Annotated in this window: 25 protein-coding genes; 17 read left to right on the forward strand and 8 right to left on the reverse strand. The window is 64.1% G+C overall.

The genetic code is table 11. The annotated features are described in order from the left end of the window. The first annotated feature begins 22 nt into the window (after positions 1 to 22). The 8 genes from JQ580_RS25545 to JQ580_RS25580 all read left to right on the forward strand — a co-directional run bounded on the left by JQ580_RS25545 (position 23) and on the right by JQ580_RS25580 (position 10,700). Positions 23 to 475 (forward strand): DUF6789 family protein, encoded by a 453-nt coding sequence (locus tag JQ580_RS25545; RefSeq protein WP_212282954.1) that lies wholly within the window; start codon positions 23 to 25, stop codon positions 473 to 475. 235 nt (positions 476 to 710) lie between these two features. Then, positions 711 to 2,465 carry an arsenical pump-driving ATPase gene (arsA, locus tag JQ580_RS25550; RefSeq protein WP_212282955.1) on the forward strand — a complete coding sequence of 585 codons (1,755 nt, stop codon included), beginning with the start codon at positions 711 to 713 and terminating at the stop codon, positions 2,463 to 2,465. 241 nt (positions 2,466 to 2,706) lie between these two features. Next, positions 2,707 to 3,942, forward strand: a complete 1,236-nt coding sequence (locus tag JQ580_RS25555) for an acyltransferase family protein (RefSeq protein WP_212282956.1) — start codon at positions 2,707 to 2,709, stop codon at positions 3,940 to 3,942. Between the two features lie 212 nt (positions 3,943 to 4,154). Further along, entirely contained in the window at positions 4,155 to 5,027 is an 873-nt protein-coding gene (locus JQ580_RS25560) for a LysR substrate-binding domain-containing protein (protein WP_249134419.1), read from the forward strand. Between the two features lie 214 nt (positions 5,028 to 5,241). Next, the gene (locus JQ580_RS25565) at positions 5,242 to 5,538 is read left to right on the forward strand and encodes an ATPase inhibitor subunit zeta (RefSeq protein ID WP_212282957.1); all 297 of its coding nucleotides are present in this window, start codon (positions 5,242 to 5,244) and stop codon (positions 5,536 to 5,538) included. Positions 5,539 to 5,705: 167 nt separating this feature from the next. Next, a complete protein-coding gene (locus JQ580_RS25570; RefSeq protein ID WP_311982485.1) occupies positions 5,706 to 5,969 on the forward strand; it encodes a hypothetical protein in 264 nt (87 codons plus the stop codon). Between the two features lie 273 nt (positions 5,970 to 6,242). After that, positions 6,243 to 7,484 (forward strand): efflux RND transporter periplasmic adaptor subunit, encoded by a 1,242-nt coding sequence (locus tag JQ580_RS25575; RefSeq protein ID WP_212282958.1) that lies wholly within the window; start codon positions 6,243 to 6,245, stop codon positions 7,482 to 7,484. A gap of 3 nt (positions 7,485 to 7,487) precedes the next feature. After that, positions 7,488 to 10,700 carry an efflux RND transporter permease subunit gene (locus JQ580_RS25580; protein ID WP_212282959.1) on the forward strand — a complete coding sequence of 1,071 codons (3,213 nt, stop codon included), beginning with the start codon at positions 7,488 to 7,490 and terminating at the stop codon, positions 10,698 to 10,700. 144 nt (positions 10,701 to 10,844) lie between these two features. On the opposite strand, the gene JQ580_RS25585 is transcribed toward JQ580_RS25580, so the two are convergent. Then, the gene (locus tag JQ580_RS25585; protein WP_212282960.1) at positions 10,845 to 12,083 is read right to left on the reverse strand and encodes an MFS transporter; all 1,239 of its coding nucleotides are present in this window, start codon (positions 12,081 to 12,083) and stop codon (positions 10,845 to 10,847) included. 140 nt (positions 12,084 to 12,223) lie between these two features. On the opposite strand from JQ580_RS25585, the gene JQ580_RS25590 reads away from it, so the two are divergent. Together JQ580_RS25590 and JQ580_RS25595 are read left to right on the forward strand one after the other, a co-directional pair. Further along, positions 12,224 to 12,787: a TetR/AcrR family transcriptional regulator gene (locus tag JQ580_RS25590; RefSeq protein ID WP_212282961.1), complete on the forward strand. Its 564-nt coding sequence runs from the start codon at positions 12,224 to 12,226 to the stop codon at positions 12,785 to 12,787. Between the two features lie 329 nt (positions 12,788 to 13,116). Next, positions 13,117 to 13,302, forward strand: coding sequence for a hypothetical protein (locus JQ580_RS25595; RefSeq protein WP_212282962.1), 186 nt, complete (start codon positions 13,117 to 13,119; stop codon positions 13,300 to 13,302). Positions 13,303 to 13,483: 181 nt separating this feature from the next. Here JQ580_RS25595 and JQ580_RS25600 read toward each other — a convergent pair whose 3' ends face one another. Both JQ580_RS25600 and JQ580_RS25605 read right to left on the reverse strand, forming a co-directional pair. Further along, a complete protein-coding gene (locus JQ580_RS25600; RefSeq protein WP_212282963.1) occupies positions 13,484 to 14,857 on the reverse strand; it encodes a PleD family two-component system response regulator in 1,374 nt (457 codons plus the stop codon). Between the two features lie 14 nt (positions 14,858 to 14,871). After that, entirely contained in the window at positions 14,872 to 15,237 is a 366-nt protein-coding gene (locus tag JQ580_RS25605) for a response regulator (RefSeq protein ID WP_094977510.1), read from the reverse strand. A 241-nt stretch (positions 15,238 to 15,478) separates the two neighbouring features. Between JQ580_RS25605 and JQ580_RS25610 the strand changes: the two genes are divergently transcribed. From JQ580_RS25610 to JQ580_RS25620, 3 genes are read left to right on the forward strand one after another with little or no spacing between them, the layout of a single operon-like run. Continuing rightward, on the forward strand, positions 15,479 to 15,790 hold the full coding sequence (locus tag JQ580_RS25610) for a DUF3572 domain-containing protein (RefSeq protein WP_212282964.1): 312 nt from the start codon (positions 15,479 to 15,481) through the stop codon (positions 15,788 to 15,790). Continuing rightward, the gene (locus tag JQ580_RS25615; RefSeq protein WP_212282965.1) at positions 15,787 to 17,076 is read left to right on the forward strand and encodes a DNA polymerase IV; all 1,290 of its coding nucleotides are present in this window, start codon (positions 15,787 to 15,789) and stop codon (positions 17,074 to 17,076) included. The genes JQ580_RS25610 and JQ580_RS25615 overlap by 4 nt, the downstream gene beginning before the upstream one ends. After that, complete coding sequence (locus JQ580_RS25620) at positions 17,076 to 17,483, forward strand: ACT domain-containing protein (RefSeq protein WP_212282966.1); 408 nt, start codon at positions 17,076 to 17,078, stop codon at positions 17,481 to 17,483. The genes JQ580_RS25615 and JQ580_RS25620 overlap by 1 nt, the downstream gene beginning before the upstream one ends. 35 nt (positions 17,484 to 17,518) lie before the next feature. On the opposite strand, the gene JQ580_RS25625 is transcribed toward JQ580_RS25620, so the two are convergent. Together JQ580_RS25625 and JQ580_RS25630 are read right to left on the reverse strand one after the other, a co-directional pair. Then, positions 17,519 to 17,920, reverse strand: coding sequence for a RidA family protein (locus JQ580_RS25625; protein ID WP_212282967.1), 402 nt, complete (start codon positions 17,918 to 17,920; stop codon positions 17,519 to 17,521). A gap of 218 nt (positions 17,921 to 18,138) precedes the next feature. Then, positions 18,139 to 18,999, reverse strand: a complete 861-nt coding sequence (locus JQ580_RS25630) for a cell envelope integrity EipB family protein (protein ID WP_212282968.1) — start codon at positions 18,997 to 18,999, stop codon at positions 18,139 to 18,141. Between the two features lie 264 nt (positions 19,000 to 19,263). On the opposite strand from JQ580_RS25630, the gene JQ580_RS25635 reads away from it, so the two are divergent. The 4 genes from JQ580_RS25635 (at position 19,264) to JQ580_RS25650 (ending at position 22,408) form a co-directional block, all read left to right on the forward strand. After that, entirely contained in the window at positions 19,264 to 19,731 is a 468-nt protein-coding gene (locus JQ580_RS25635; protein WP_071913057.1) for a RidA family protein, read from the forward strand. Between the two features lie 5 nt (positions 19,732 to 19,736). Next, positions 19,737 to 20,483 (forward strand): glycerophosphodiester phosphodiesterase, encoded by a 747-nt coding sequence (locus JQ580_RS25640; RefSeq protein WP_212282969.1) that lies wholly within the window; start codon positions 19,737 to 19,739, stop codon positions 20,481 to 20,483. A 205-nt stretch (positions 20,484 to 20,688) separates the two neighbouring features. Beyond that, complete coding sequence (locus JQ580_RS25645; protein WP_212282970.1) at positions 20,689 to 21,927, forward strand: GNAT family N-acetyltransferase; 1,239 nt, start codon at positions 20,689 to 20,691, stop codon at positions 21,925 to 21,927. A 52-nt stretch (positions 21,928 to 21,979) separates the two neighbouring features. Continuing rightward, positions 21,980 to 22,408, forward strand: coding sequence for an HIT family protein (locus tag JQ580_RS25650; RefSeq protein WP_212282971.1), 429 nt, complete (start codon positions 21,980 to 21,982; stop codon positions 22,406 to 22,408). A gap of 120 nt (positions 22,409 to 22,528) precedes the next feature. Here the strand turns inward: JQ580_RS25650 and tsaA are convergent, their stop codons facing one another. From tsaA to JQ580_RS25665, 3 genes are read right to left on the reverse strand one after another with little or no spacing between them, the layout of a single operon-like run. Further along, positions 22,529 to 23,020 (reverse strand): tRNA (N6-threonylcarbamoyladenosine(37)-N6)-methyltransferase TrmO, encoded by a 492-nt coding sequence (tsaA, locus tag JQ580_RS25655; RefSeq protein WP_212282972.1) that lies wholly within the window; start codon positions 23,018 to 23,020, stop codon positions 22,529 to 22,531. Positions 23,021 to 23,050: 30 nt separating this feature from the next. Beyond that, the gene (locus JQ580_RS25660; RefSeq protein ID WP_212282973.1) at positions 23,051 to 23,401 is read right to left on the reverse strand and encodes an AzlD domain-containing protein; all 351 of its coding nucleotides are present in this window, start codon (positions 23,399 to 23,401) and stop codon (positions 23,051 to 23,053) included. Then, on the reverse strand, positions 23,398 to 24,138 hold the full coding sequence (locus JQ580_RS25665) for an AzlC family ABC transporter permease (protein ID WP_212282974.1): 741 nt from the start codon (positions 24,136 to 24,138) through the stop codon (positions 23,398 to 23,400). The genes JQ580_RS25660 and JQ580_RS25665 overlap by 4 nt, the downstream gene beginning before the upstream one ends. Between the last annotated feature and the right edge of the window lie 51 nt (positions 24,139 to 24,189).

Consider the following 24,189-nt stretch of genomic DNA (forward strand, 5'->3'; position numbering starts at 1 on the left):
CGCTGAGAACGGGTAACCCGGCATGCCTTCTGACAACAAGATTTGGAAGGCAGTCGTTGCCGGGGCGTGTGGAAGCATCGCCCATTCGCTGCTGATGTCCTTCAAGTCCTGGACCGGACTACTTCCGTCATTCGAGCCCTACGAGAGTCTCCAGACGACGCTGAGCCATGCGGCCGGCACTGCAGTCCATCCCGTGGTGCCCTGGCTGCTGTCGTTCCTGAATGGCTCAACCTTCGTCAGCCTCGCCTTTGGACATCTTTATCGATGGCTGCCGGGCGATACCGGAGCGATCAAAGGCATGGCGTACGGCGTGCTGGGATGGGCGATGATGGGGCTGGTGTTCTTTCCCATGATCGGACTTGGATTTTTCGCATTCCAGGTTGGACTTGGCGTTTCGCCGGCATTCTTCTCGCTGGCCATGCTCCTGGCTTACAGCGTCGTCCTGGGCATCGTTTACGACGCACTCAATTCCTGACCTGCTGGAAAAGGAGATCAGGGCACTCCGCTTTGGGTCAGGCATGGCCGTTACTTTGCCGGCGATTTCCTTCGCCCGTTGATTCAGCTCAATCAGCTTCCGGCGGACGTTGTTACCAAGTTTCGATCGAGATCCCGTCGCGAAGCGTTGAACCATCTTTCAACACAATGCTCCGCGGCGCCCGGACCGCTCGACACGTCGCCGTATGACCACTGCGGCTGCAGGATACCCTAAGATGCACCAATTTCTCGCGCTGACCGCCCCGACGCCCTATCTGTTCTTCACCGGAAAGGGCGGAGTCGGAAAGACCTCTCTTGCATGCGCCACGGCCGTTGCCCTCGCCGACCGTGGACTTCGCGTTCTGATCGTCAGCACCGACCCGGCGTCCAACCTGGACGAGATACTCGAAACCACGTTGAGCGATCGCCCTACGCCGGTGCCGAACGTGACCGGGCTTTCGGCAATGAACATCGATCCCGAGCTAGCTGCCGAGGCCTATCGCAGCCGCGTCCTCGACCAGCTCGGGCCCGAAATGACCACGGACGAACGATCGACCGTGCGTGAGCAGCTCTCCGGCGCCTGCACCACCGAAATAGCGGCCTTCGACGAGTTCGTGGGCCTGCTGGACGGCGATATGACGGGGTTCGATCACATCATATTCGATACGGCTCCGACCGGTCACACGCTGCGACTGCTGAGCCTGCCAAAGGCATGGAGCGGCTTCCTCAAGGACAACGATCGGGGCGCATCCTGCCTCGGGCCGCACTCCGGCCTGAAGATGCAGGAGGACCGCTTTCGCAAGGCGCTGCAGGCCCTGGGCGATTCCAGGCAGACCACCATCATTCTGGTCACCCGCGCCGATCGCGGCGCCGTCCGCGAGGCGGCGAGGACATCGGGCGAACTTGATGGGCTTAATCTATCGAACCAGCTTCTCGTGGTGAACGGGCGCTTTCACGCCGCGGACCCGACCGATGTCGTTGCAGGGGCGCTTGAGCGGGACCAGGACGAGGCGCTGGCCGCGATGCCGGCATCGCTCGCGAAACTGCCGCGAGACGAAATTCCTTTGCTTGGCTTCGACATCGTCGGCGTGACGGCTCTGAGGGCGCTGCTGTCGCCCTCCAATCGACCATCGGTCGTCTCCACTGAAAGAAGCTCGGAGCCGGTCGACCTGCCGGGCCTCGACCGGTTGGTTGACGACATCGCGCAGGGCAAGCGCGGCCTCATCATGGTCATGGGCAAGGGCGGTGTCGGAAAGACGACGCTCGCTGCCGCCATCGCGGTGGGGTTAGCGAAGCGGGGTCATGCCGTCCATCTCAGCACGACCGATCCCGCAGCTCACGTCAGTTTCGTTGTCGATGGCGTCATGCCGGGTCTCACGGTCGACCGGATCGATCCCCGGGTCGAGACCGAGCGCTACGTCGCGAAGATAATGTCGAGCCGTGGCCGTGACCTCGACGCACAGGGCAAGGCCCTTCTGCTGGAAGATCTGGCGTCGCCGTGTACCGAGGAGGTCGCTGTTTTCCATGCCTTCTCGCACGTCGTCGCGGAAGCCCGGAGCGCCTTCGTGGTGCTCGATACGGCGCCGACCGGCCACACGCTGCTCCTGCTGGACGCCACCGGCGCCTATCATCGCCAGATGACGAGCCAACTCGCACCGAGCGGTGCGGGGCGGATCGTTACCCCTCTGATGCGGCTGCAGGACCCGACCCACACGAAGGTGATCCTGGTGACGCTGCCGGAGACGACGCCGGTGTCCGAGGCCGCCTCTCTCCAGGATGACTTGCGGCGTGCCGGCGTCGAACCATATGGCTGGGTCATCAATAAAAGCCTCACCGTCTCGGGCTCCCGCGATCCCCTGTTGCGGCTTCGGCTCGCTGCGGAGCGGACGCAGATCGCCCGGGTTCAGAACGGGCTCGCAAGACGCGCCTTCATCGTCGGCTGGCGGAGCAACCCCCCGGTCGGCGTGGAAGAGCTTCGCGCGATGTCATGAGCCCGCTCGAGGAGTGAGGATGCTCGCGGCCAGAAACTTCCCATCAAGGTCGAGCCCTGGGAGTTGGAGTTGTCGTAAGCGCCATGGTTACTGCTCGGCACGCCTGGCCCCGTTGCGTCAGGCGCCCGCCGCGACCGGTGCAATTTGGATCGTGCCAGCGCAAGTGTGACCCACCTCGCAGAGTGCCATGACCGGATTCAATATCCCCAGCGGGATCGTTGCATGAATCCGGTCCATTCCCGTGAAAAGCCATTTGCCCTTGCTGGATCCGCTGCGCTTCGCCGCCGCGCTCGGCGTTGCCATGTTTCACCAGATGTTCTGGTCATGGGCCTGGACCTCGATCGGCGTCCCGGGCTTCGAGCGCACCGTCGCCGCCGATGTCCTCTACCCCTCCGCTGCGCCCTTCACATGGTTCGGCTGGGTCGGCGTCGAAATCTTCTTCGTCATTTCCGGTTTCGTGATCGCAAATTCCGCGAGCCAGTCTTCGCCGGGCGCGTTCCTTCTCGGCCGCGTTCTCAGGCTCTATCCGGCGGTCTGGGTCTGCGCCACCGCGACCCTGCTCGTGCTGCTGCTGTTCGGCAGCGGGCCGGCCTCCGAAATCATCCTGCCCTATATCCACGCCATGCTGATGGTGCCCAAGGGCGTCACGGGCCAGTGGCTCGACGAGGTCTACTGGACGCTGGCCGCCGAGACGGCGTTTTATGGCCTCGTGTTCTGCGCGATGCTGACGCGGAAGATCACGCTGCGGCACCTGGCCTTTGGCCTCACCGTCTACAGCGCAATCTTCAATGCCGTCGCGCTGCTGGTCGCGTCATGCACGACGCCGTCCGACCTGCCCTATCTCGTCATCCTGATGTTCCGGGTGCCGTGCGCGGCGTTCCTGCTGAGCCATGGCTGCTTCTTCGCCCTTGGCATCTGGCTGTTCATCTCCGCCAACAGGCAATTGACGGCGCTCGAACAGGTCGCCGTCGCCGTCACCTGTCTGTCTGGCGCGGCGGAAATCTATTTCTTCGCCTCCTTCTTCCTGGAGTCCATCCCCGCCATCGCGGATCAATCGGCCCTGGCGCCGATCCTGGTCTGGGCCGCCGCGGTGCTCCTCATCGCCCTCGCCGCGAACAGGAACAGGCGCTCTGCAGGCGCCGCACCCGAAGCACCGGCCTATTTGAGAACGCTCGGGCTGATCACCTACCCGCTCTATCTCACTCACAACGTCATCGGGGCTGCGATCATCCGCGCGCTGGTCGATGCCGGCCTGGATGCCACCTCGGCACTCTGGATCGCGCTGGGCCTGCTCGTGCTGGTCTGCTGGTTCATTTGCACGAAGATCGAGCCGGCCATCCGGGCTGCGCTGATGCAAGCCCTCATGCGTTTTGGAACACTGCCGAAGCGGCTGCGGACACCGCGCCGTTCAGTGTTGACTCGTGGGCTGCGCCTTCCGCGGCCCGTCGCGGTCAAGGTGAACGTCGCGCCGTCCTAGCTGCTCTCTGCCATCTCATCTCGTTCGGATCGGCGCCTTATAGGGCCGCCCGAAGGGAACGCCGTGGATGGCGGTCTGGATCGGCTTGAGAGGCCTTCCCCTCCCTCTTGTTGTTGCGTGGCTTCTTGGACAATTCGCATTTTCGCGTATGCTGAAGGTCCGGTTCAGCTCAATGCCATTCGCTCGGAGCGCTGTGTGGGGGATCGGTCATCTTGAGTACGCCACCCTTTGATTTCGACTTGTTGCGCACCTTCGTGGCGGTGGTCGACAACAACAGCTTCACGAAAGCCGGGGAGCGCATTGGCCGGACCCAGTCGACGGTCAGCCTGCAGATCAAGAAGCTCGAGGATAATCTGAAGAGGCCGCTGTTTGAGCGTAGCGGGCGTGAGGTTCTGCTGACGGCGGACGGCGAAATTCTGTTGGCCTATGCCCGGCAGCTCTTGCATATCGCCGATGAAGCCCGCGCCCGGCTCATGGAACCCGACATCGAAGGCACGATCCGCCTCGGGACTACGGAGGATTTCGCAACCGTCTACCTGCCCGACATTCTGGCGCGCTTTGCGAGGGCCCATCCGCGCGTCACGCTGGACGTGAACTGCAATTTCAGTTTCAGCCTTCTCGAGGGATTTTCCAAAGGGGAGTACGATCTCGTTCTGATTAAGCGCGAGCCGCAGGCCCCCTTGGGGGGAGTGCCGGTCTGGCGCGATATTCTTGTCTGGGTTTGCTCGCCTCAGTTTGTCTTCGAAACCGGAAGTCCGATCCCGCTGGCGTTGGCCCCGGCCCCCGATGTCTATCGCAAGAGAGCATTGGCGAGTCTGCAATCGCAGGGACGCGACTGGCGTATCGTCTATACGAGTGTCAGCAGCGAGGGTTTGCAGGCCGCCGTTCGCGCCGGGCTAGGTATCACCATACTATCGAAGGATATGGTGCCGCCAGGCTTGAAGATCGTCGGCGCGGAGCAACAGCTGCCACAACTTCCGGATTCTGAAATCGCCCTCTACCGCTCCCCAGGCAAATTGTCCCGTGCGGCCGAAATGTTGGCCGAGCACATCACTCATTCGCTCGAATATCGGCGGCCGGAATAGCCGAAGTGATGCCCTGAGGAAAATGTGAGCGCACGGCCGGCGCTACGGGGGCGTCCGGAGGCGTCACTCAGGGACCGACAAGGTCAGCGGCTTGGCATCCCGCGCTCGTCGGCCGGTCGTGCAATCCTTCAATCGACGGCATTGATCGTTTCAATTGGCGTTCGGTCGGTCGGCCCCCTATCCAAGAGTGCAGAGACAGACAAAGGCCTGCACAATGACCCTGGATTTGAACACGAGCACCTTCACGAAACGGATTGATGAGGACACGAGAGAAGGCGAGATCGCCCGCAGAAACGTGCTTTTCGGATTGTGGGCCGGACGGCATGCGGGACTTAAGGACGACGCCCTTGAGGCTTACGCTCTTGCGGTTCACATCGCCGATCTCCGTAGCCCGGGTCACGATGACGTGGTTGCGAAGGTTGCAACCGACCTGAAGGCGTGCGGGAAGCCGATGAGCGATCGGCAGTTGCGAGCTCGTTTTCGCGAGATGGCGATGCGAGCCGCTCTGTAGCGTCTCCGAACGTCGTCGGAAATTGGCAAACGGAGGCCGACCGCGAGGTGGCGTCGCAATTCCTGGCAAGCCTCGCCTGAGGCGAGTCGGCTGCAACTCATGGCTTCCGACAAGCGCTGCCGCTCTCTGGATCATGTTGGATCAACCCGCCTTGGAGGAGAAGGACTGTGAAGTCGCTGGCCGTGATGTCTTTTTTGTTAGCTGCTGCGACGTTTGCCAATGCTTCGGCCGTTTTCGCGCGTTGGCCGGAGTACGTCGGATTTTGGGTCGTGGGCAATCATACGACCAAGACATGCGACATCGTCACTTCCAACCCGACCATCGATGGTGCCGTCATCTGGTTCGGAAGCGGTCCGTATAAATCGCTCGACGACGCCAGGCTCGCTCGGTCCAATATCCGCGCTTGTCCGAAGGATGAACCCGCCGATTGAGCGTGAGCCAAGCTCCGGATTGGCAGTCCTGCCCTGCACCAATCGGCCTGTCGGGAAGTCCGCCGGTCGCCCACGAAAGGCGCCTGTCGGCGGCGGCTCGCCGCCGTCCGGATACCACTCGCAGGATTTTGGCAGTTTCAATGCCTTCCATTTGAAATGCCAATGGAGGGGTTGTGGCTGTTGCGGAAGTCGATCGAGGACCCCCATCTCAGCCTTGCAACATGCCGGACGCCATTCTCAGCATCAAACGTTCAATCAGTCTCGAAGAAGGTCATGAACCAGTTCGTCGAACTTTTCCGCAATGTCATCTCATGTGCTCTCGGTTCTCCAAGGCGATCGCCTGAGACGACGGGCGTGCCCGATCACGTCGGTCATGTGGAGATATTCGGGAAACGGCGGACTCTCCTGCATCCGGCGCTGGCAGGCCTGGTGCTGGCGCTCGTGATGGCGCCCCATGCCCAGTCCAGCGCCGCAGAGGACGAAATTGCGATTTCGATGGACGAGCGGGAGATCCGGTTCGCCGGGATCACCACCACACGTCCGGACAAGGAACAGCCGGAAATCGAGTTGTCGTTCCCCGGTACTGTCGCCATTCCGCCCCAGCAGATGCGGGTGGTCGCGGCGCCTGCGAACGGCCTGGTCGAATCGATGTTGGTTGCGGCGGACGAGCCCGTGAATGCCGGCGACGCCGTCGCGCAACTACGCTCCATGGAGATCGTCGAGGCTCAGCGTCAGTTTCTCGCCGCGCTGTCTGATGAGGCTCTGGCCGCTGATCGATTGCGGCGAATGCAGCAACTTTTCGAAGGGCGCGCCACTCCCGAGCGCGAGTTGCGGATGGCAGAGACCTCGGCTGCCAATGCGAAAGCGCATCTCGATGAGCGACGGCAGATACTGGCGCTGATGGAGCTGTCTGAGATCGAGATCGTGTCCTTGCAGAATACGAGAAAGATCGTTCCGGCCGTGACCGTTCATGCACCGGTCAGCGGGATGGTCGTGAAGCGGCACGTCTCACCGGGCGAACGTGTCGATGCCGCCGCTCCCCTCTATACGATCGCGAGTCTCAATCCGCTGTGGGTCAACATTCAGGTGCCGGCCTCGCGCCTCTCGGCGCTCAAGACGGGCGCCTCTGTCGTGCTTCCGGCCCATGGCGCGCGCGGTCGCCTGATACGCATCGCCCGTACCGTCGATCCGCAAACCCAATCGGCGATCGCCGTAGCGGAAATCGACTCCAACGGAGGCAGCGTACGACCCGGGCTGGCGACCACGGCGACCATCCGTCTCGACCTGGGTCCGGGCACGCAATGGTCGGTCCCGGCTGCAGCGGTCATCAGGCATCGCGACCGTAGCTGGGTCTTCATTCGCAACAAGGACGGCTTTGTCGCGCGCCCGGTGCAGGTGCTGTCTGAGTCGTCGGCGCGTACGTCAATCCGAGCCGACTTGGGCCCGGACGACCTGGTCGCCGATCGGGGGCTGATTGCGCTTCTGTCCGAACTCGCCGCAGCGGACAAGGGCTGACCCATGTGGGCAAGTCTCATCAACGGTGCGCTGAAGCAGCGCATTCTCGTGGCTCTGGGCGCCATAGCGTTGGCGATCTGGGGAGCCAACGCCTACCGGCAGCTGTCGATCGACGCGTTCCCGGATGTGGCCCCGACTCAGGTTCTGGTCTCGATGAGAGCTCCTGGACTCACGCCTGAGGAGTTGGAAAGCCGGATCACACAGCCGATCGAACTGGCAATGCGCGGGATTCCGCAGCTGGTCAAGATGCGGTCGACGACGCGTTACTCGGTCGCGCTGCTGACTTTCGAGTTTGCCGACGGAACCGACATCTTCTGGGCACGTGCACAGGTCAACGAGCGGTTGTCGGATGTGCGCAACCAGTTGCCCGCCGGCGCGGACGGCGGCCTCGCGCCGATCGTCACCCCGTTGGCGGAAATGGTGATGTTCACCATCCAGTCCGACGTGCTGAGCCCCCAGGAGAAGCGCTTCTTGGTTGACTGGACCATCCGCCCCGCCTTGCGCGGCCTTCCCGGAGTCGCGGACGTCAATGTGCTGGGCGGCTTCGTGCGGACCTTCGAGGTCGTCCCCTCGGCAGCGGCGATGGCCGCGCGTGGAATCACGACCGAAGTGCTCGAGAACGCGGTCCGGTCGAACAACCGCAACGACGGCGCCGGACGCATCCGCAACGGCGAAGAGGCCCTGTTGGTTCGGTCGGAAGGCCGCATCCGGACACTCGACGATATCCGCAATATCATCATCACGACGCGGAATTCGTCCGTCGTCAGGGTCGGTGACGTGGCGGACGTTCGGTTCGGTTCGCTCGCCCGCAATGGCGTGGTGACCACCAACGGCGAGCAAGAGACCGTCTGGGGAATGGTCCTGGGCCTGCGGGGCGCCAATGCCCGCACTGTCGTGGACGGCGTCAAAGCGAAGTTCGAGGAGCTCAAACCCTTGCTCCCTGAGGGCGCCCGGATCGAGATCTTCTACGATCGTAGCGAGCTGATCGGTCAAGCCGTGTGGACGGTCCAGAAGGTGCTGCTGGAAGCGATTGCGCTGGTCGTAATCCTGCTGCTCGTGTTCCTGGGCAATCTGCGTTCGGCGCTGGTGGTATCCGTCATTCTCCCGCTCGCCGTGCTGATCACCTTTGGCATCATGCGGTTGTTCGGTTGGTCGGCCAACATCATGTCGCTCGGAGGCCTCGCGATCGCCATCGGGCTTCTGGTGGACTGCGCCGTGGTGGTCGTGGAGAATGTCGAGCATCGGCTCGCGCACGCGCGCAACCCGGATCTGAAGACGCGCCTCCGGCTGACTTTCGAGGCAACGCGCGAAGTCGCGCTGCCTCTTGTGTCTGGCGTCGCCATCATCGTCATGGTGTTTACGCCGCTGCTCTCGTTGCAGGGACTCGAGGGGCGCCTGTTCAGTCCGGTGGCGTTGACCATCGCCTTCGCGCTCGGTGCGGCCTTGCTGCTTTCGCTGACGGTCGTTCCGACACTGGCGACCTATCTGTTGCGTGCGGGTTCGGCCAAGGAGCCCTGGCTCGTGCGCAAGCTTCACGCCGTCTACGACCCTGCGCTCGCACATGTCATGAGGCGTCCCCTGGTCCTCGTGATCGGGCTCGTCCTCGGCATCGCGTCGGTCGGAGCTGTGTTTCCGCGAATTGGCGCGACCTTCATGCCCGTCATGGACGAGGGCACGCCGGTCGTGACCATCCGCAAATTTCCCACGGTTTCCGTCGAAGAGGCCGCGCAGACGGACCTCCGGATCCAGCAGGTGCTGATGGCGGAAATCCCGGTGATCAAGGGCATCATGGCCCGCGCCGGCGCCGATGAACTCGGCATCGACCCCGTTGGTCTGAACGAGACCGACATGTTCATGTCGCTGGCGCCGAAATCCGAGTGGCCTAAGCCCGACAAGCAGTGGTTTCTGGGCGAACTCAGGCGCGTGCTCGACTCCATTCCAGGCATTGTCTACGCGTTCACGCAGCCGATCGATATGCGCGTCCAGGAAATGATCATCGGCGCACGCGGCGACGTGGTGGTGAAGGTTCTGGGCGACGACATTGGTACGCTCAACCGGCTTTCGCGGGACATCGCTGGGGTCATTCAGCAGATTCCGGGTGCCGTGGACGTCTTCGCCCTTCGCAATGCCGGGATGAAATATCTCACGGTCGCGGTCGACCGCGCCAAAGCCGGCAGATTTGGATTGAACGCTGAACAGGTCCAGGAGGCGATTCGCGTCTGGGTGGATGGACGCGATCTCGGCGTCGTCCTTGAAGGGCAGGTTCGCACGCCGCTGGTGGTTCGCGGCGAGGAACGGCAACGGGCCTCGGCATCCGACCTCGCGCGCGTGCCGATCGTGCTGCCGGGCGGAGGGACCGTCGAGCTGTCGCAGATCGCGGACGTTCGCGTCGAGGACGGTCCCATCCAGGTGATCCGCGAGGATGGGCAGCGCTTCGCGACCATTCTGAGCAACGTACGCGGACGCGACCTGGTTGGCTTCGTAGACGAAGCGAAGGCTGCCGTCGCCGGCAAGCTCGAGATTCCGCGCGGCTATACCCTGGTTTGGGGCGGCCAGTTCGAAAACCAGCAGCGTGCATCGGCCCGGCTCGCGCTTGTCGTCCCGATGGCGCTCGCCATGATCTTCCTGCTGCTGTACCTGACTTTCAATTCGGTACGCCAGGCGGTTCTGGTGTTCTGCAACGTGCCGTTCGCCACCATCGGCGGCGTGGTCGCCCTGTGGGCTTCGGGCGAATTTCTGTCCGTTCCTGCATCGGTCGGCTTCATCGCCCTGATGGGGATCGCCGTTCTCAACGGTGTGGTTCTGATTTCCTACATCAACGAGGTCGTAGCGCGACGCGAACTGCCCTTGACGGAGGCGGTCATGGAAGGTGCCAAGCGCCGCCTTCGGCCGGTGATGCTTACCGCCTCTATCGCTGCGCTCGGCCTGGTGCCATTCCTGTTTGCCACCGGACCCGGCGCCGAAATCCAGCGGCCGCTCGCCATTGTCGTCATCGGCGGACTCGTCACGGCAACCGCGCTCACGCTGCTGCTGCTGCCCGTCCTGTATGCGAGATTCGGCCTGCCCAGAAGTGAACGCGTGCTCCTCGCGAATGTGCCGGAGCCGAACCTCGCCACCGGAATGGCTACGCCGGAACAGGCTCCCTCACCGGAAGCGGCCCGCCCCACATCGGGGCAGCGGGCGGTCAGCGAGCTTGTCAAGGTAGAGCGCGCGTAAACCTGCTGAGGCAAGGCGCGCTCTTCCGCAGACGGGCAGACATCGCGGCGGCTCGCGCACCTTGGCCGCTCGCTTGTCGTCATCTTCAGGCGGTGAGACAACGGCGCGGGCGACAAGAGCGGACGATCGTGAGCCCCTTCCCGCCTAAGCCGCCCGCAGCACCGGCGCCGGTGGCTGCGACGGCCTGAGAAGCGCGAACGCCACTTGCACGATGCCGCCGGCGAGGCCCAGCGCCACACCGATGCGCCAGGCCATCGTGTACGATCCGAGCGCGTCGTAGAGCACCCCTCCTCCGTACGCGCCGAGGAAGCTGCCGATCTGGTGGCTCATGAAGGCGAGACCCTGGATCATTGCCTGCCAGCGCAGGCCGAACATCTCGGCGACCGCGCCGGCGACCAGCGGCCCAACGCCCATCCACAGGAATCCCATGATGGCGCCGAACAGCAGCGTCGAAAACGGCGTGGCCGGCAACATGAAATACCAGGCGAGTGCCAGCGAGCGCAGGATGTAGATGCCGCCGAGCAGCGCCAGCTTGTTCCAGCGCTGGCCGGCCCAGCCGAAGAACAGCGAGCCCAGCACGTTGAAGCCGCCGATCATGCCGAGCGTCTGCGCGCTCAACATGGGATCAAGGCCGCAAATGGCGAGATATGACGGCAGATGCGTGGTGAGGAAGACGAGCTGCATGCCGCAGACGAGATAGGCGCAGGTCATCACGACGAAGGACGCATTGCCGAACGCGGTCTTCGCCGCGGTCGCCGCGGTGGCATCGCCGATGTCGTCGGCGGTTGGCTTCGGCAGCGGGACTTGGTCGACGCGCCCGGCATACCACGCGGCCGGAATCATCAGCACCGACATGACGACGAAGCCGGCGAGCCCGACGCGCCAGCCGAAGCCCTCATTGAGCATCTGTCCGATCGGCGCCGACAGCAGCGCACCGAGCGAGCCCGCGCCGGAGACGATGCCGAGCACGGTGGAACGCACCGTTGCCGGCACCGCGCGCGCCGCCACCGACATCGCGATCGCGGCTGCCGTGCAAGCCATCGACGTCCCGATCAGCACGCCGGCACCGATCATGATGCTGACCAGCCCGTGCGCGGTCGCCATCAGCGCGAGACCCGCAATATACATCAGCGAGCCCGCAATCATGATCGGGCGGAAGCCGTAGCGCACCGTCATCGCGCCGGCGAGCGGCTGGAGGAAGCCCCAGGCGAGGTTCTGCACCGCCAGCGCCAGCGTGAAATCCGAGATCGAAATGTGGATGTCGTGCGTCAACGGCTGCATGAAGATGCCGAGGCTCTGCCGCAGCCCCATACTTAGCGTCAGCATGATCGATGCGCCGATCAGGATGGGCAATGTGGGACGCAGGACCTGCAGCAGGGGCATATTCTTCTCCCTCATGGGCACGGCGCAAATGCCGTCGTCCGCTGTTGCCGTTGATTTTGGTTACACAGACCTGTGTACTTAGGCTATGCTCAACCGCGGCTGTCAAGCCACGGGACCGACAAAAGGATGCGCGTCGCTGCATGGCTCCCCCGCCCGCCCCACAGACGATGAAAGAGCGGATCCTTCAGACGGCCGACAAGCTGTTCTATCTGCAGGGCATTCGCGCCATCGGCGTCGACACCATCGCGGCCGAGATCGGCATCTCCAAACGCACGCTCTACAACCACTTCCCCTCCAAGGACGCCCTGATCGCGGCCTATCTGGAGCGCCGCTTCGTCCATGCCGCGCCCTCCGACAAGCCTCCGGCCGAGCAGATCCTCGCCACGTTCGATTCGCTGGAGCGGCGCTTTGCGGCCAAGGATTTTCGCGGCTGCCCGTTCGTGAACGCCGTCGCCGAGCTCGGCCCGGCCGACCGCGCCGTGAAGAAGATCGCCATCGCCTTCAAGGAAAGCCGCCGCCTCTGGTTTCGCGACCGGTTGAACGAGCTCGGGGTCGCAGATGCGGAGGCGCTGGCGACGCAGCTCGTGCTGCTGGTCGACGGCTCCATCGCACAGGACCTCGTGCGCGATGATCCGGCGATGGCAAGAGCTGCGAAGCAAGCGGCGAAGGTGTTGTTGCGGAATGCGGGAGTTGATGTGGCGTGAGCGAGCAGCCGCGATGAAGCGCGGCAACGCCTCACTGCTAGGATGGGCACCCATCCCGCGCTCATTCACGACTATTACGATGGCAAGAAGACGCTGTCCGACGCCGAGCCCGAGGATCTATTCAGGGGCTTCCAGTTCACCGCGAAGGCCTATTCCCTGCTCAGGTCGCGGCACGGGCCGCATCGACCGTCTCTCGAAGGATCTATGCAGCCCCTTAGCCGTCCTTGCCGGCACCAGCCGCCTGGTCCGCTTTCGGCTTGAATGCGGACCTTCCCTGCGCAATCCAGAGAGATGTGGACTCCGCATCGCGCGCAGATTTAGAATTGGCGATGCTCGTTCTCGTCGGCCCCATCCTGTTCATCGCTCTCATTCTGTATGCGGTTCGGCTTCAAAAGCAGGGCTTGGCCGGCTGGAAGGCAGCGCTGCTTGTTGTGCTCGGCTCTGCCGGGATCGTGGCAATCATGTTCGGCGTGCTATTCGTCGGTTTTGAAGGTTTCGACCGTCCGCCGAGCTGATAGTGGCCGGACTTTGCGGTCCCATCCAGGAAACCGTCACGCTTCGCGATGCCCCTGTTTCGCCCGACGCGTCAAAGCCAGCGGTCCAAGAGGCACTTTTCGCCCGCCATAACCCTTTGATTCATTTGGCAGTTTCTACTGTGCATGGGGTTGTTTTCGCAAATTTTTGCGTGAGCAGCCCTCATGCCGCCTGCGACACCACCCGATTGCGGCCATCGTGCTTGGCCCGGTAAAGCGCGGTGTCGGCGCGCTTGAGGACGTCGGCGACCGCCTCGCCCTTTCGCTCCAGCGTGGTGAGGCCGATCGAGATCGTGACCTCAATGCGCTTGGCGCCCTTATGGATCGCGAACGGCTCGCCCGCAATCGAGCGGCGCAGGCGCTCGGCGACCATGCCGGCGACGTGGAGATCGGTCTCAGGCATCACGATGACGAACTCCTCGCCGCCGTAGCGGCAGGCCAGATCGATGCCGCGGATCGACTTGCGCACCCGCACTGCGAATTCGCGCAGCACGTCGTCGCCGGCGTCGTGGCCGTAATTGTCGTTGATCGACTTGAAAAAGTCGATGTCCAGGATCATCAGCGCCAGCGGCTTGCCGCGGGTCGCGGCCTGCTCTGCGAGCGTGGCCAGATGGCTCTCCATGTAGCGGCGATTGTGCAGGCCGGTGAGCGCGTCGGTGATCGCCATCTCGATCGAGTTCTGCACGTTGTCGCGCAAATGATCGGTGTAGCGGCGGCGGCGGATCTGGGTGCGGGCGCGGGCCAGCAGCTCGGTCTTGTCGATCGGGCGCAGCAGATAGTCGTTGACGCCGATCTCGAGGCCGCGGAGCAGCCGCGTCGAATTCTCGGGGTCGGCGATCGCCAGGATCGGCACGTGGCGCGTGCGCTCCAGCGAGCGGGCCTGGCTGCAGAGCCTGAGGCCGTCGAAATTGTTGAGGTCGAGCGAGACGATCAGCAGATCGTAATTGCCCTCGGCGGCGTGGAACAGCGCCTCCGTCGGGTTGGGCTCGACGTCGATGGTGTGCTCGGCGGCGAGGATCGTCGCCAGCCGCTCGTAGGAGGACTCGCGGTCGTCGACCAGCAGGATTCGGCCGCCCTTGCCGGTGTCGGCGACAGCGCTGCGCTCGGGCGCCTGCATGCCGATCTCGAGCGAGGTGATGGCGCGCATGCGCAGCTCATCGGTCATCATCTTCAGCCGCGTCAGCGAGCGCACGCGTGCGATCAGCACGACGTCGGAGACAGGCTTGGTCAGGAAGTCGTCGGCGCCCGCTTCCAAACCGCGGTTGCGGTCGGAGGGGCTGTCGAGCGCGGTGACCATGACGACGGGAATGTGGTGCGTCGCCGGGTCGGTCTTGAGCCGGCGGCAGACTTCGAAACCGTCCATGTCGGGCATCATCACGTCGAGCAGGATGATGTCGCATTCGGCGCGGCTGGCCATCGCCAGCGCCTCGGTGCCGTTCGAGGCGGTCATCACGTCGAAATACTCGGCGGAGAGACGGGCCTCTAACAGCTTGACGTTGGCGGGGACGTCGTCGACGACCAAAATACGCGCGGACACTGTGAACTCACTTCCTATCCGATAAAACGTCGGACCGTCTCAATGAATTTGCCGACCGAGATCGGCTTGGACAAATAAGCCTCGCAGCCGCCCTCGCGGATGCGTTCTTCGTCGCCCTTCATCGCAAACGCGGTGACCGCGACGACGGGAATGGAACGCAGCTCCGGATCGTCCTTGATCCAGCGCGTCACCTCGAGGCCGGAGACCTGCGGCAACTGGATGTCCATCAGCACGAGGTCGGGGCGCAGTTTTCGAACGAGGTCCAGCGCCTCGTAGCCGTTGCTGGTGCCCGTGGTCTGGTAGCCGTGCGCCTCCAACAGGTCGCGGAAGAGCTTCATGTTGAGCTCGTTGTCTTCCACGATCAGGACGGTCTTAGCCATCCCGCCCTCCTGATTGGTCCGCAGACCGGTACATGTGCCGCCTCAGACGCCGCTTTCCGGCGTTTTGAAAACTGGATTCAAACTAGCCTCAGATTCGCTTGAGTTTCGTTAAACCCAAGGGCCGACTTTCTGCGATGTGGTTTCCAGTTGCTTGCCTGGGACCGGAAGACTTGAGGCCGAGACTCGGGCATGATGACTCCAAAGTAGACACCGAAAGTTAACGGAAAGGCAAACCGCCCCCTTGAAAAAGCCTGTTCACAACCCCCGCGAAGTCGCTGAAATCGTTGCGATTCAGGCGCTGTCTTTTGTTGCGGGCGACCCTGAAAGGCTGGGCCTGTTCCTGGCTGAGACGGGGGTGGGGCCCGAGAGCCTGCGCAATGCCGCCGCCGACCCCAATTTCCTCCTCAGCGTGCTCGATTTCGTGATGCGCGACGACGCCACCGTGAAGGCCTTTGCCAGTTCGGCGGAATTGCATCCAACCAACGTCGCAGCGGCGCGACAGGTCCTCGGCGACGCGCTGGGGGACCGGACCTGGGAGCACGACGTGCCGTGAGCGTCCCTGAGGCGGCCGGGCCCCGCTGTTTCTGCCGGGATTGTCTGGCCGACCTCGATATGGGCGTGCGGCGCTGCTCGGCCTGCGGTTCCCCTCGCCTGGTCCGCCACGCCGCGCTCGCGGGCCTGACCATCGCCCACATCGACTGCGACGCCTTCTATGCGACGGTCGAGAAGCGCGACAATCCTGACATCGCCGACAAGCCCGTCATCATCGGCGGTGGAAAACGCGGCGTGGTTTCGGCCGCCTGCTACATCGCGCGCACCTACGGCGTGCGCTCGGCCATGCCGATGTTCAAAGCCCTGGAAGCCTGCCCGCACGCGACCGTGATCCCGCCCGACATGGCGAAGTACGTCCGCGTCGGTCGCGAGGTGCGGCAGGCCATGCAGGCACTGACGCCGCTGGTCGAACCGCTGTCGATCGACGAGGCCTTTCTCGATCTCTCCGGCACCGAGCGGGTGCACGGCATGATCCCGGCCAAGGTGCTGGCGCGCTTTGCCCGTGAGGTCGAACGCGACATCGGCATCTCCGTCTCGGTCGGCCTGTCCTCCAACAAGTTCCTGGCCAAGATTGCTTCCGATCTCGACAAGCCGCGCGGCTTTGCCGCGCTCGACCAGGAGGAAGCGCGCACGATGCTCGCCGAGAAGCCGGTCGGCTTCATCTTCGGCGTCGGCCCCGCCACGCAGGAGCGGCTGGTGCAGCGCGGCTTCCGCGTCATCGCCGACCTGCAGAAAGTCGACGAGATCGAGATGATGCGGCAGTTTCCGAGCGACGGTCGCCGGCTGTGGCGGCTCGCCCGCGGCATCGACGACCGCCGCGTCGAGCCTGACCGGGGCGCCAAGACCATTTCCAGCGAGACCACCTTCGAGACCGACATCCGCGATTTCGCGACGCTGGAGAAGATCCTGTGGCGGCTGTGCGAGAAGACCTCGTCGCGGCTGAAGAGCAGCGAGCTCGGCGGTTCGACCGTCACCCTGAAGCTGAAGACCGCCGATTTCCGCCAGCGCACCCGCTCACAATCGATTGCGGCGCCGACCCAGCTCGCCGCCAAGATCTTCGCGATCTGCCGCGAGATGCTGGCGAAAGAGATCGACGGCACCGCCTTCCGCCTGATGGGCGCCGGCGTCAGCGCGCTGCGCGAGGGCTCGCCCGCCGACGACACCGACATGCTCGACCGCCGCGCCGCCCATGCCGAGCGTGCGGTCGACAGCCTGCGCAAGAAGTTCGGCAGTGCCGCCGTGATCCGCGGCATCGCGTATGACGGGCCGGAGAAAGCGCCGGAGTGATGACGGGCGAACGCGATCTCGACGCACTGCTGAGGCACGTGAGGCCGGAGCTGCGGCCGGGCACCTTCGTGTTCTGCACGATTGCGGCGAACGAAGGCGTTCCCGCAGCACTCAATCCGCTGCTGACGTTCCGCGAGCAGGAAGGAACGACGCTCGTGATGCCTCGCGACGAGGCTGAAGCCGCAGGACTACGCTACGCGTTCCCCTCGCGCCTGATCACCCTGACGGTTCACTCCGCGCTCGATGCGGTCGGCTTCCTGGCAGCCATCACGGCGCGTCTGGCCGAAGCCGGCATCAGCGTGAATGCGGTTTCGGCCTTCCATCATGACCATCTGTTCGTGCCTGGCGACAGAGCCGATGAAGCGATCATGCTGCTGCAAGAGATGTCGGATGCAAAGCGCTTGTAGCCCGGATGGAGCGCAGCGCAATCCGGGATACGACCTCAGTCCGCGACGGCGATCGCCTCGATCTCGATCAGCCATTCCGGCGCGGCGAGCGCGGAGACGCCGACCAGGGTCGAGGCCGGCGGCTCCATGCCGTCGAAGAAGGCCGAGCGGGCCTTGCCGATGATCGGGCGAAGCTCCGGCTTGTAGTTCACGACGAAGGTCGTGATCTTCACGATGTTGGAATAGCTCGCGCCGGCCGCCTTCAGCGCGTGCCCGAGATTCTGCATCACCTGCGTGGTCTGCGCGGCGAGATCGCCCTCGCCGACGATCCGCCCCTCCTCGTCCACCGACACCTGGCCGGAGATGTAGATCGTGCGTGCACCGGTAGCTGTCACGACGTGAGAATAAGCGGGATTGTGATGCAGCCCGCTGGGGCGGAGATGATCGAGCTTCGGCATGGGGGCCTCCCGGAGTTTGTGATTGGGCGCAAGCGTAGCTGGAGAGTGTGACGAGAGCTAGTCTGTCATGGCGGGGAGCGATGCGCAGAGACCGATCTCTGGATGGGCAAAGGCGCACTTCCGCCGTGCCCACCATCTATCGATGATTATCGAGAGCATGCGTGGGCACGCTACGCTTTGCCCACCCTACGGCACCGCTTGCGCGGAGAGCTCTGCCCTCAATTACAGGGCTTGCTGTCCTTGACGTCGAACTTGCCCATCGCTCCGGAAATGACGAAATCGTTGTAGTCGAGCACCAGCTGGCGCGAGACGCCGTTTTCGTAGAGCTCGAACGCCATTGCATAGACCGGCGTCTGCTCGCCCTCTTTCTGCTGGGCCTCGCGGTCGAAATAGCTGACCGTGACGGGCCAGCGCTTCAGCGACTTCATGTGCTCGTCGGCGGTCGACGGATCCGGCGAGGCGGCGCGATCGGCGGGGATCGGCTGGCCGATCACGGTCAGCGTGTTGTACACCTTCTGGCCGTCATCGGAGCCGTCATAGACGGAGAGCTCGAGCAGCGGCTTGCCGTCCTTGGCGGCGGAGATGATGCGCTGGATCTGCTCGGTCGGGAATACGATATTGCCGTCGAGGGTGAAGCTCTTGGGCGCCGGCAGCTTCAGCTTGACGTTGATGTGGTCGCCGTCGCGCTCGGCCGAACCATCGACACGGCCCGCATCCGCCTCGTTCATGCGGGTCTCGATCTTGAAGCGGTAGCTTTTGCCCGCGGCATCTTCCCAGGAGTTGGAGCGGAGGTCGCTGAGCGTGACCTTGCCCTCGCCGCTGTCGAGCTCCGAGACCTGGCGGAATTCCGAGGTGTAGCCCTCGCACGAGCTTCCGGTGAAGTTGTAGAGGATGCGGCCGCGCGCGCTGTTGACCGAGTTGGAGCGCGATTTCACCAAGCTCAGGTCGTAAAGCGCCTGATGCGCGAGGAATGGGCCATTGGCGGCCTGTGCGCCATTGCCAACGCCTAAATTGCCGAGGCCCAAACTGGCCGCTGCGAGCGTCATGACACCGAGCGAAGTCCGGAAGAGGTGCACCATGTCTGATCCTTGGGAACGCGTCCTTGGGTAATCCTTGGGGATGCGCAGATTCGACATTTTAATGACCGTTCCATTGCGTCGCAACTGAGGCCGTTTCACGTAAAGTTGCAGCCTTGCCGTTGAACCTGCGGCCTCGCCTCGGCAAAAGGGTGATCTCTTGCGGCTTGCTTGCATGTGGCGGCACGATGGGCGAAACAGGGCGCAGCCGGCCTCCGATGGACGCGCCGGCGCGAATGGAATTTTCGGACAACAAGGGCGGCGAACATGGCGGGCACGGTCGAACAGAAGCTGGCGGAACAGGGCATCAAGCTGCACGAGGCCCCCACCCCCGTGGCCAATTATGTGCCCTTCGTGCGCACCGGTAACCTGCTGTTCGTCTCTGGCCAGGTCTGCTTCGACCCCTCCGGCAAGCTGATCGCCAAGGGCAAGCTGGGTGCAGGTGTCTCCATCGAGGACGGCGCTGCGGCGGCCCGCGGCTGCGCGGTCAATCTGCTGGCCCAGGTCAAGGCGGCGCTCGGCGACCTCGACAAGGTGGTGCGCGTGGTTCGCCTCGGCGGCTTCATCAACTCGGCGCCGGACTTCCTGGACGGACCGAAGGTGCTCAACGGCGCCTCCGACCTGATGGTCGCGGCCTTCGGCGATAAGGGCCGCCACGCACGCACCACCGTCGGTGTTGCCTCGCTGCCCGCGGACGCGGCGGTCGAGGTCGAGGGCGTGTTCGAAGTCGCCTGACCGGCATGCGCGCTCCGGATTGGCTGACAGCCCGGCCGGTCGCCCATCGCGGCCTGCACGACATTTCCCGCGGCATCGTCGAGAACATGCCGGGCGCGGTGCAGGCTGCGATTGCAGGTAATTTCTCGATCGAGGTCGACATCCAGCTCTCCGCCGACGGCGAGGCCATGGTGCATCACGACCATGCGCTCGGCCGCCTCACCGAGGCCACCGGCGAGGTGGTGTCGAAGACCGCCGCGGAGCTGAAGGCGGTCAAATTCAAGGACACGGACGAGCGAATGATGTCGCTCACTGACCTCTGCGCCATGGTCGCCGGTCGCGTGCCGCTGGTGATCGAGGTGAAGAGCCATTTTGACGGCGACCGCAAGCTGGTGAAGCGGATGGCCGAGGTGCTGGCGTCCTATCAGGGGCGTGCCGTCGGCATGTCGTTCGATCCCGACCAGGTGCTGGCGTTGCGCGAGCTGCTGCCCTCCCGCCCGCGCGGCATCGTCGCGCAGCGGACCTATGAGGACGACTATTGGGCCAAGCTCACGCAGCCCCAGCGCGACAGCATGCTGTACCTGCGCCACGGCTTTCAGACCCAGCCCCATTTCGTCGCCTTCAAAGTCGACCACCTCCCGGCTCCCGCCCCCTGGATCGCCCGCAACGTCTTCGGCTGCGCCCTGCTCGGCTGGACCGTCCGCACCCCGGAGCAGCGGACGCGGGTCGGGCAATATGCCGATCAGATGATCTTTGAGGGGTTCGTGCCGTAGGGCGCGGCCGGCTGTTGTGTCACGGACGCGCTGCACCGAGCAGCGTCGCTGCGCAGAGCCGGGTCCCGGGAGGCGGCACGCTATGTGGTGAGATGAGCCCCGGCTCTGCATCGCACCGCTGTGCGCTGCGCTGCGTCCGGGGCACAAGAGGGAGCTCAGTTTCCACCTCTTGAAGTCGCTGCTGCAATGCACGATCTTGGGCACGATGGCATCATCTGAAATCACGCTCGAGGCCGTACCGTCCATTGGCGAGGTGTCCGCCGAAGATTGGGACGCCTGCGCCAATCCCGGCGGCAAATGCGGGCCTGGCGCGGGAACCTCACTCATCCCTCCAGGCGATTCTCTCAGCGTCTCAAAGCTCGCCTATAACCCGTTCGTCTCACACGCCTTTCTCTCGGCCGTCGAGACATCGGGTTCGGCCACGATCCGCACCGGCTGGGGACCGCGGCACCTGGTGGCCAAGGTCGATGGCCGCGTCGCCGGCGTCGTGCCCTGCTATCTGAAATCGCATTCGCAAGGCGAGTACGTGTTCGACCGCGGCTGGGCCGACGCCTATGAGCGCGCCGGCGGGCGTTACTATCCGAAGCTGCAGGTTTCGGTTCCCTTCACGCCGGCAACGGGTCCGCGCCTGCTGGTCCGCGACGGCGTCGATCGCGAGCGCATCATGGACGCGTTGGCGGGCGGCCTCTTGGCGCTATGCGGGGTCAGCAAGGCCTCCTCCGTCCACGTCACCTTCGCGCGCGAGGAGGAATGGAAGCTGCTCGCCGAGCACGGCTTCCTGCAGCGCACCGACCAGCAGTTCCACTGGCGCAATGAGGGCTTTGCGAGCTTCGATGATTTCCTCGGCACGCTGAACTCGCGCCACCGCAAATCGATCAAGCGCGAGCGGCGGGACGCGCTCCCCGCCGGGATCACCATCCACTGGCTGACGGGCAAGGACATCACCGAGGATGCCTGGGACGCCTTCTTCGAATTCTACATGGAGACCGGCTCGCGCAAATGGGGCCGGCCTTATCTCACCCGCGAATTCTTCTCGCTGATCGGCGAGACCATGGCTGAGGACGTACTGCTGGTCATGGCCCGCCGCAACGATCGCTGGATCGCGGGCGCGATCAACTTCATCGGCTCGGACACGCTGTTCGGCCGCAACTGGGGCGCGGTCGAGCATCATCCGTTCCTGCATTTCGAGGTCTGCTATTACCAGGCGATCGACTTCGCCATCAAACGTGGCCTCACCCATGTCGAGGCCGGCGCGCAGGGCGAGCACAAGATCGCGCGCGGCTATCTGCCTCGCACGACTCATTCCGCGCACTTCATCGCCGATCCCGGCCTGCGCCGCGCCATCGACGATTACCTCAAGCGGGAGCGGGCCTACGTCGCCGAGGCAGGACGGGAGCTCGCCGAGCTCGGGCCGTTCCGCAAAGGCATCGACGAGGCGCCTTGACGCTGTACCCTCGCGGGTGACAGTAAGCTTAAATCCTGAGGGAGCCGTCGCCATGACCGCCTACGACACCAACAACATCTTCGCAAAAATTCTGCGCGGCGAGCTGCCCTGTCACAAGGTCTACGAGGACGAGCACGTCTTCGCCTTCCTCGACATCATGCCGCGCGTTCCCGGCCATACGCTGGTGATTCCGAAGGCCCCCGCGCGCAACATCCTCGACATCGCGCCGGACGATTACGCCCACGTCGCCCGCGGTGCGAAGAAGATCGCGATCGCCGCGATGAAGGCGTTCAAGGCCGATGGCATCACCGTGCAGCAGTTCAACGAGCCCGCCGGTGGCCAAGTGGTGTTTCACCTGCACATGCACGTGATGCCGCGCCACGACGGCGTGGCGATGCTGCCGCCCGCCAGCCGCAAGGAAGACGTCAAGGTGCTCGAAGAAAACGCAACCAAGCTGATTGCGGCGTTGAAGGCGGGCTAAGGCTCGGCCCCATCCACCCGTCTTTGCGAGGCGCCTTGCGACGAAGCAATCCAGACCGCTTCCTCGGAGGCAGCCTGGATTGCTTCGCTTCGCTCGCAATGACGACGGAGAGAACGCCCCTCACTCCGTCTCGAAATCGCCCTTCTGCGGCGCCGCCAGCGGCGTGAACTCGCAGCGGTCGGGCTTGATGTCGACCAGCGGCGTGTTGTCGAGACAATCGAGCCCGCGCACCAGGATCGCATTGCCCTCGATGCCGACCAGCTTCACGATCGAGGTGCCGATCGGATTGGGACGCACCGGCGAGCGCAGCGAAAAGGTGCCGCGGGTCTTCTCGTTGTTCTTCGGGCTTTGCAGGATGATGTCGCGGCGCGATTGGTCGAGCCAGTAGAGCACTTCCAGATTGCTGTAGAAATCCACGCCCTTGATGGCCGGCACGAACGGCTCGAATATCTCGAGCCGGCAGATCGGGCCGTCCTGACGGCCCTGCCTCGGCGTCTCCATCCGCGAGGTCCAGGGAGTGCGGACGCGGCCAATGAAGACCAGGCCGGCATCCTGCGCGGGCGGCAGCTCGATGGCGACCTCGCCCTCGCGGAGCTCGTTCTTGCGAACCATATTTCCGATTCCTTGCTGGTGGGTAGGATTTTAGCCCAACCACCACTTGCCGGCCAGCATGAAGACTTCGCCGGTCACAACACCGGCAAAGATCGAACGGCGGGTCAGCAGGAATACGACGAGGCCGGCGCCAACCGCGCCATAACGCAGGGCATCCGGCACGCTTGCGAGCGCACCCGGCGGCTCGACCACGATCTGGGCAATGACGCCGGCCAGGATCGCGGTTGCGACCGCCCGCACCCAGACAAGCAGTTCGGAGCCCTCGTCGAGGCCGCCGCCGAACCATAGGCCGAGCATACGCCAGATCTGGTTGGGAACGACGCCGGCGACGAACAGCACGGCGAGCGCCTGCCAGTCGCCGATCAGCTGCGCGTAGCTCATGCGCGCACCTCCCGCCACCAGTGCACGCCATAGGCGATGGTACCGGCCGCGAGCCCGCTGACGAGAATGTCGACGCCGGAGTTCATCTTCGCGGCCAGCGGATAGAGCAAAACACCGAGCGTCAGCGCGACCACATCGGCGGCTTCGCGGCTGTTGCGCGCAGTCGAGAACAGGAAGGACAGCGGCGTCAGCATCAAGATCGCGGCGCCAAGCGTCTGCGTCAGGTTGGCGGCGAGGAAATAGCCCACCGTGTTGGCGGTGAGACATACCGAGACCAGACCAAAGCCAAGTCCGTTGACGAAGGCGATCCGCCGCTCCCGCGGCACGAGCGGCAGGAAGCGATGGCATTCGACCCACAGCGTCACGGCCGTGAGATGCGCCGCGAAGAACAGCTCACGCCGTTTGGTGGTCGGCGTTCGCATCAAGGGCAGTACCGAAACCACCATCGGAAACAGCCTGATGGCGCTCACGGTGACCGCGATCGCCGACTGGATGATGGTGGCGCCCGAGCCGAGCGTGGTGATCAGGATGATCTGCGCCGGACCGGCCCAGACGAACAGCGTCGAGCAGAGCGCCCAGAGCAGGCTGAAATGAGTGTCGTGGGCGAGCGCGCCGATGCCGAGATAGGTCGCGAACAGGACGAGCGTGAGGATCGTCTGCGTGACCGAGCGGAGCCCCCAGCCGAAGGCAAGCCAGGAACTATTCCATTGCGGTGAGTCGAGTGGGGGAAGTGCCACGGAGCTTTTTGGATGGGTTGCGGAATCGTGCCCGCATAACGGGCAATACGG

The sequence above is a fragment of the Bradyrhizobium sp. SZCCT0148 genome, assembly GCF_018129985.1.
GTDB lineage: Bacteria > Pseudomonadota > Alphaproteobacteria > Rhizobiales > Xanthobacteraceae > Bradyrhizobium > Bradyrhizobium japonicum_H.

What these genes read in the sequence shown, in the direction of transcription:
- JQ580_RS25545 (WP_212282954.1), top strand. Translation starts at nt 23, where the DNA reads ATGCCTTCTGACAACAAGATTTGGAAGGCAGTCGTTGCCGGGGCGTGT.
- arsA (WP_212282955.1), top strand. Translation starts at nt 711, where the DNA reads ATGCACCAATTTCTCGCGCTGACCGCCCCGACGCCCTATCTGTTCTTC.
- JQ580_RS25565 (WP_212282957.1), top strand. Translation starts at nt 5,242, where the DNA reads ATGACCCTGGATTTGAACACGAGCACCTTCACGAAACGGATTGATGAG.
- JQ580_RS25575 (WP_212282958.1), top strand. Translation starts at nt 6,243, where the DNA reads ATGAACCAGTTCGTCGAACTTTTCCGCAATGTCATCTCATGTGCTCTC.
- JQ580_RS25580 (WP_212282959.1), top strand. Translation starts at nt 7,488, where the DNA reads ATGTGGGCAAGTCTCATCAACGGTGCGCTGAAGCAGCGCATTCTCGTG.
- JQ580_RS25585 (WP_212282960.1), bottom strand. Translation starts at nt 12,083, where the DNA reads ATGCCCCTGCTGCAGGTCCTGCGTCCCACATTGCCCATCCTGATCGGC.
- JQ580_RS25590 (WP_212282961.1), top strand. Translation starts at nt 12,224, where the DNA reads ATGGCTCCCCCGCCCGCCCCACAGACGATGAAAGAGCGGATCCTTCAG.
- JQ580_RS25595 (WP_212282962.1), top strand. Translation starts at nt 13,117, where the DNA reads ATGCTCGTTCTCGTCGGCCCCATCCTGTTCATCGCTCTCATTCTGTAT.
- JQ580_RS25605 (WP_094977510.1), bottom strand. Translation starts at nt 15,237, where the DNA reads ATGGCTAAGACCGTCCTGATCGTGGAAGACAACGAGCTCAACATGAAG.
- JQ580_RS25620 (WP_212282966.1), top strand. Translation starts at nt 17,076, where the DNA reads ATGACGGGCGAACGCGATCTCGACGCACTGCTGAGGCACGTGAGGCCG.
- JQ580_RS25625 (WP_212282967.1), bottom strand. Translation starts at nt 17,920, where the DNA reads ATGCCGAAGCTCGATCATCTCCGCCCCAGCGGGCTGCATCACAATCCC.
- JQ580_RS25630 (WP_212282968.1), bottom strand. Translation starts at nt 18,999, where the DNA reads ATGGTGCACCTCTTCCGGACTTCGCTCGGTGTCATGACGCTCGCAGCG.
- JQ580_RS25635 (WP_071913057.1), top strand. Translation starts at nt 19,264, where the DNA reads ATGGCGGGCACGGTCGAACAGAAGCTGGCGGAACAGGGCATCAAGCTG.
- JQ580_RS25640 (WP_212282969.1), top strand. Translation starts at nt 19,737, where the DNA reads ATGCGCGCTCCGGATTGGCTGACAGCCCGGCCGGTCGCCCATCGCGGC.
- JQ580_RS25645 (WP_212282970.1), top strand. Translation starts at nt 20,689, where the DNA reads ATGGCATCATCTGAAATCACGCTCGAGGCCGTACCGTCCATTGGCGAG.
- JQ580_RS25650 (WP_212282971.1), top strand. Translation starts at nt 21,980, where the DNA reads ATGACCGCCTACGACACCAACAACATCTTCGCAAAAATTCTGCGCGGC.
- tsaA (WP_212282972.1), bottom strand. Translation starts at nt 23,020, where the DNA reads ATGGTTCGCAAGAACGAGCTCCGCGAGGGCGAGGTCGCCATCGAGCTG.
- JQ580_RS25660 (WP_212282973.1), bottom strand. Translation starts at nt 23,401, where the DNA reads ATGAGCTACGCGCAGCTGATCGGCGACTGGCAGGCGCTCGCCGTGCTG.